Genomic DNA, 6,158 nt, shown 5'->3' with positions numbered 1-6,158 from the left:
GACCAAAACCCTAAGCGTTCTGACGAACCGGTATTCTGGGGCCTGTTTGGCGCGGGCGGCATGTGGAGCGCGATTGTCGCACCCGCGATTATTCTTCTGGTGGCGATTATTCTGCCGCTGGGCTGGGCGCCTGAAGCGCTGAGCTATCCGAGAATACTGGCCTTCTGTCAGAGCTTCATTGGCCGGGTGTTCCTGCTGCTGATGATTATTCTGCCGGTATGGTGCGGGCTGCACCGCATGCACCACATGAGCCACGACCTGAAGCTGCACATCCCTGCAGGCAAGCTGGTGTTTTACGGCATTGCCAGCGTGTTGAGCATTCTGGCGATTGTTGGCGTGTTTATGTTGTAAAAGGCATGCTGTAACAGGCCGTCAGGCTTTATCTGAAGACAAGGCGCTCCGCATTCGGGGCGCTTTTTTATGTTTAAACAACTGGCCCCCAAAATTGTCCCCTTATGAGTAAGAGCTATCCATAACAAAGGGTCATCATCTTATTCCCCGACCAAAGTTAAAAATGCTATCCATCGTCCAATTTTCTTTTGACGAGTTGCCAAAAGAAATGTTTCTGGTATCAATATCGTATAAATAAAGTACTCGCTTTCTTTGACTCCCAAGTCAACTAGCTTTACACTTCATACAAATAGCACCCCATAGAGTACGAGCTCACCAAATAGTGAGCATTCCGAAATATGGGGTTTTTTATTTCAAATAAAATAGGGACATTTTATTGAAGACAGCAATACTGGTAGACGGTAGTTTCTTCATTAAGCGTTATCGAACGCTTTATCCCAATTGGCGAGATAAAAGCGCTAATCAAATCGCCCGTGATTTATACGCTGGCCTATTGGGCGATCTGCGCAAAGCAAACAGGAAACACATTACCCCGGATCTATACCGCATCTTTTTCTATGACTGTCCGCCATTAGAGAAGCGCGCTCAGAATCCAGTGTCAAAACAGGGATTTAATTTCTCTGACACTCCTGAAGCCCATTTTAGGAAAGAATTTCACAATGAACTACGGCAATTTAGAAAGATTGCCCTTCGAATGGGGCGCATAGCAGATGAAGGCCAGTGGGTTATTACACCAGCGAAAACTAAGGAGCTGTTAAATGGCAAGATCCTCATCGAACAGCTCACAGAAAATGACGTCAGGTATGAAACCAGACAAAAGGGCGTCGATATGAAAATAGGCCTAGACATATCATCACTGGCCCATAATAAAAACGTTGAACAAATTATTCTGATTGCAGGAGACAGTGATTTTGTACCAGCAGCCAAACTGGCAAGGCGTGAAGGCATTGACTTCGTGCTCGATCCCATGTGGAACCACATCAATCCAGATCTGCATGAGCATATAGATGGTTTGGTATCTTCATGGCCAAAACCTTCTCTCCAATCCCAAAAACATAAACCCCAGTAGCCCTTTACTTTGACGGCTACTGGGGTAATTGTTGACAGGAAAAATAGCAACAACGCTTCTATCAGAACGTAAACGTAAAGCCCATATTCACAGAGTTCACGTTCTGCGCATCGCTGAAGTACTGTTCATAGAGCAGGTTCAGCATCATTTGGTCGTTTAGCAGCCATTCAAAGCCGCTGCCCACCATCATGACGTCTCTCGGCAGCTCGGCGCCCCGTAGAGGCATGTACTGATTAACGCCGGTGAAGCTGGCGCTGTAGCGCTCGTTGCTCTGAGCCACGGCGCGCTGGTAGTGCGTTTTCGCCGTCAGGTTAACGCGGCCTTTATCCCCCATGTCCCAGCCGTAGCCGGCGCGTATGCCCATACCAGCCTGCAGGCGATCGGTCGTTTGGGACTTGGCCTGTAGGCCAAAGCCGGAAGCGCCGTTCTCTTTAAATCCGTCCTGCTTCAGGTTGATATATTGCGTATCGACAAAGGGCGTTACCTGCCAGTTATCGCCTTTCACCCGATAGCCCACTTCGCTGCCGACGGTAAAGTAATTGCCGCTCTGATCGCTGCTGACGCGCTCAGAGTTCGTACCCAGCAGCAGAGTGCGCTTCTGGCGACCGTCGTAATACCCTGATGCGACGCGCCCGGTCACATAGTAAGCGTCAAACATCTTGCCGCCGTACAGGGAGGCTTCGCCAACGGTTCCGCTATTGTATTCAGAACCGCGGCTCAGGCTGCCGTAGGTATCGCTGCGCGTTAACGATGAGCCGATGAAGGTGTTTTTATCCAGGAAAACGTCATTTCCCATTACCCAACCGTTCATGGAGTAGTTCACGCCGGAGAAACCGCCTCCCGTCATGCTGCTCTGGTAATTGACGTTCTGCGTCCAGCTGCTGCTGACCGGCGCATCCATAAGCTGTGCGATATGGTCGGAAACCTGGCGACTGTTTACGTTTACCGCCTGCAACGTCATAGCGCGGCTAGCGGCAGGCAGCTGCCCGGACAGGCTTTCCAAAGAGGCCTGCGCTATCTGCGGCGTAGGTGACTGCTGCAGGCTGGCGGCTGCCTTCAGGAACTCGCTATCCTTCACGCTGCTTGGTGATGGAGATGCGCTGTTCTGAGCATCCAGAAGGGTAAACGCCTGTTCTACCCTCGCAGCGCCAGAGCTGGCTGCCGCGGTATATTCAATGCCGGAGACGCTGGCGGTGTTTACCCGCTGAACGTTCAGCCATGCCTGATTGCTGTTGTAACCCACCGTCGCATCAAGGAACACGCCGGATGCCTTGGTAAAGGTATTAAAGGTGCCCTGGAGGCCGCCCTGAGCGTAAAGCACTTCCTGCTGGGTTTTCGTCACATAGCCCTGAGGAACGCTCAATACGTGCAGGTTGCCGGCAACGTTCGCCGTTCCCTGTACGTTCAACGTGGAGCCCAACACGATCGCCAGCTGGCCATCAGACGTTTGCGTATAGTTGCTGCTAAACGTGGTTACGCCGTTTCGCAGTACGACGCTGCCCTGATTATAAACATTTCCGCCAACCTGCCGTACGTCCAGCGCGCCAAGTCTCCCAACGTTAACGGCAGAGGCAATGCGCTTTTCAGAAGCCAGCGTACCGCCCAGAACGTTTGTCGTTCCTCTGTAGGTCGCATTTTCCGTCAGAACCAGCGTACCAGAACCGTCTTTAGTCAGACCGCCGTTACCGCTTATCGGGTTACTCCAGGTTGAGGTGTAGCCGTTAAAGCTTACGGAGACGTCACCCCAGTCAAACTTGGCCGGGCCTTTTACCGCCGCTGCCGCATTCAACAGACCGTAGCCGAAAGTGCTGTCAACGCCGGCGGAACCAATGTCGGTCGCCGTTCCCAACAGCGTCTGGCGAACCAGATCGTTGCTAAAGTAGGGAAATGCCTGCCAAACCAGTGCCGCTGCGCCAGATACCTGAGGCGCGGCAAAAGACGTACCGGAGACGGTGGTCATGTCGCCGCTGGCGGTCGTCACGGATACCGTACCGGGCGCCACCAGACAGTAGTTCATACTGATGCCGCAGGCGTTGGCGTAGGCAGCGAGCTTACCTGGGTTATTGGTGTCTACGGCGCTGACCACCAGCCACCCCTTTTCCAGCTGAGCCGTCGGCGCCAGCGTCGGCAGCGTCGCTATTTGAGTAGGATTAGCCTCGCCGTCGTTTCCACTGGCGAATACCACCAGGCCGCCTCGGGTTTTCACAAAATTCTGATAGGCGTTAACGTAGTTATTGGTCGTAACGGTATCGGAAGCGCTCCACTCAGGCATGCTCCACGAGTTATTGAGAATTTTCGCCCCGGCGTCGGCTACGTCATAGTTGACGCGAGTCAGCGAATATCCCTGAGTCCCGGCTGACGTCGGCGTATCGGAAATGATTCGCGCACTAACGATGGATGCGCTAGGCGCAGTGCCGCCGGAAAAGTCGCCGACGCGCTGACCGGCGATCACCTGAGCTACCATGGTGCCATGGCCGCGAACGTCTCCAACGCTGGTATTGTTCGTTGCAGGATCGACGTAGGTCAACGATTTGATTACGACGCTTTGAAGCGCTACGTTACTGGTTGATACGCCGCTGTCGATGAGGCCAACGATGACGCCCGCGCCGGTAAACCCAGCCTCTCTGGCCGCAGCGGCCTGAGTAATGAAAAGATTTCGGTTATAGGCGTTTGGTGTAATCGGTGCTGTAGGCGAAATAATACCGTCTCGGTTTGACACTGACTGGTTTCCCGAACCGACATTACTGGAGTTGTTATTCCCGCCGCCGCCACCGCCGCCGCCACCACCGCCACAGGCGGAAAGCGCCATAATGAGAAGGGAAGAGCCGGTAACATAGAACGTTTGCTTTAATAGTGGTCTTTTTGAGGACATAATAAGCCCTTAGCGACCAACGGAGGGTCGTCTATAAGCAATTAAACAGTCCTTGAATTCCGCAAATAATAGTTGTTATTTCGGCTTTCAAATATAAGTCATCCCTCCCCCAGAAGACCTTCCCGCCGGTTTTTTGGAGGTAATACTTATTGAATAACGATGTTAAGTTGCTTATTGACTAACCCTATCAAACTCCTGGCAACGACACTTTTATTAATTATCCTTAATTAAAGATTAGATGTCTCTTATTGTAACGTCAAATTTCCAAGCGAAAAAAGTAACAAAAAAATAACATTTCTTTCTATTCAAACAGTTACATTTTGAAATAAAAATACACCATTTTAACACATTGATAAATAAATGTATTTTTCAAAATTCATTCGCACAAGAAGGATATTAAGGTATCTTTTATTTGTAATGAAAACATAAAATTTAACAAAAAATCAAACTTACAAATTATAGAAGCCCCAAAAAGTGCTCATTATTTCTATGGTTTTATATTTTTGAACACAAATTACTTTATGGACTTAAACGGCTAAACTCAGGATATAAGGAAAGTTTTATAGAAATAGTTTATTGTCGATCAAAAAACAACCAACAATAATAGTGGCAAAAGAAAATACTTTTCAGATTGTGATGCGTTTCATCCGAACTGAAAATAGTTACAAAAAGGGTAGTTAATCAGAGAATGAAAACCGTCCAGGATGCCGTTTAATTTCTCGATAGGGGATCGTCGCCCACTCGGGATATTCGCAGGAGCGCGCTACACGAGGGAATGAAGGACTAAAGAGAATTCCTTCCGACGTAAAATGCCAATTCACAAATGCCCAATACTCTTGCGTATGATAATCACATTCTTCATTTTTCAACATGGATTTTGGATGTAACTCCGACATCTTCTTGACTAACCAAGGAGCGAGAATGTGAGAACGGTAATCGGAAAAATCGCTGAAAGTAGAATTTGAGCTTCCCTGAGCGTCATAATAAACGGGTTCCCCCTTTCCCAGCCACAGCACGTCTTCTAAAGAGAGCTCGCGGGCCTGCTTCACGTCAAGATTAATCGGAAAATCGCCAAAGTCAGGGTGCGCTCCGCCGCAGTAAAAGTGGGTGAACACCTTGGCGCTGAGCACATTTTCCGAAAAATAGGTTGGGGTTACGGTTTGAGTGAAATCAGCCTGGCCGACGCTGGTTTGCAGTCCGCCGTATAGGCAGCTGTGGTAGTTAACGACCTCTTTCCACAGGCGATCGCGCAAGTGCGCATTGATCTTTTTAAGAGACGCCTGTGGGTATCCTGATAAAACGCTAAACAGGCGAATGCCGGACACCGGCTCTCGCCACCACTGCAGCCGATATCCCATAAACGTCTGCTCCCGCTCTTTCATCAAAGATGAAGCAGCGATGCGCTGGTAGTCATAGGGATTTTCACGGCGCAGCGCCTGAAGATAAAGCGTATCGTCTTTATGACCTTCGAGCTGCGGTTGTGGCGTTAAGTTCACCACTAAGCGTTTACCGCCAACGCCGCGCCATTCCCCCTTCAGAGAGCCGTCAGAACCAGGGGATAGCGTCATAGCAGAAGGGTTCTTTTCTACCTGTCGATTTTCATACAGCGTGAAGCTGCCGTCCGCGCTTCGAACGCCCGACAGGGCAATATCGTTACGATAACGCTGATAAAAATAGCGGCCGGTGACGTTAGGCTCATCTTCAACGGACAGTTCCACCACCACGGACTGAGCGCCAATGGTGCCGAGGTACACGTCACGGTGCTCACCGTCAGCATAAGCCGGGAAGAAAGAAGATAGCCAAAGGCATGCGGCGAATAACGCCAACGCTAAATTTTTCATAATACATTGTTATTTATAGTTAAAA

At 50.0% G+C, this 6,158-nt stretch carries 4 protein-coding genes; 2 read left to right on the top strand and 2 right to left on the bottom strand.

Annotated elements, in window-relative coordinates:
- Together frdD and G544_RS0116520 are read left to right on the top strand one after the other, a co-directional pair.
- Positions 1-351, top strand: a 351-nt coding sequence (frdD, locus tag G544_RS0116525) for a fumarate reductase subunit FrdD (protein ID WP_027275624.1), incomplete at its 5' end; no start/stop codon positions are given.
- A gap of 376 nt (positions 352-727) precedes the next feature.
- A complete protein-coding gene (locus tag G544_RS0116520; RefSeq protein ID WP_027275623.1) occupies positions 728-1,420 on the top strand; it encodes an NYN domain-containing protein in 693 nt (230 codons plus the stop codon).
- Positions 1,421-1,481: 61 nt separating this feature from the next.
- Here G544_RS0116520 and G544_RS0116515 read toward each other — a convergent pair whose 3' ends face one another.
- Positions 1,482-4,292: a S8 family serine peptidase gene (locus G544_RS0116515; RefSeq protein ID WP_147654624.1), complete on the bottom strand. Its 2,811-nt coding sequence runs from the start codon at positions 4,290-4,292 to the stop codon at positions 1,482-1,484.
- Positions 4,293-4,969: 677 nt separating this feature from the next.
- Positions 4,970-6,133, bottom strand: coding sequence for a hypothetical protein (locus tag G544_RS0116510; protein ID WP_027275621.1), 1,164 nt, complete (start codon positions 6,131-6,133; stop codon positions 4,970-4,972).
- Between the last annotated feature and the right edge of the window lie 25 nt (positions 6,134-6,158).

The sequence above is a fragment of the Leminorella grimontii ATCC 33999 = DSM 5078 genome (genome assembly GCF_000439085.1).
Lineage (GTDB): Bacteria > Pseudomonadota > Gammaproteobacteria > Enterobacterales > Enterobacteriaceae > Leminorella > Leminorella grimontii.
This window is presented reverse-complemented; position numbering and strand designations above follow the sequence as displayed.

Coding starts and splice junctions, on each gene's coding strand:
- G544_RS0116515 (WP_147654624.1), bottom strand. CDS start 4,292: ATGTCCTCAAAAAGACCACTATTAAAGCAAACGTTCTATGTTACCGGC.
- G544_RS0116510 (WP_027275621.1), bottom strand. CDS start 6,133: ATGAAAAATTTAGCGTTGGCGTTATTCGCCGCATGCCTTTGGCTATCT.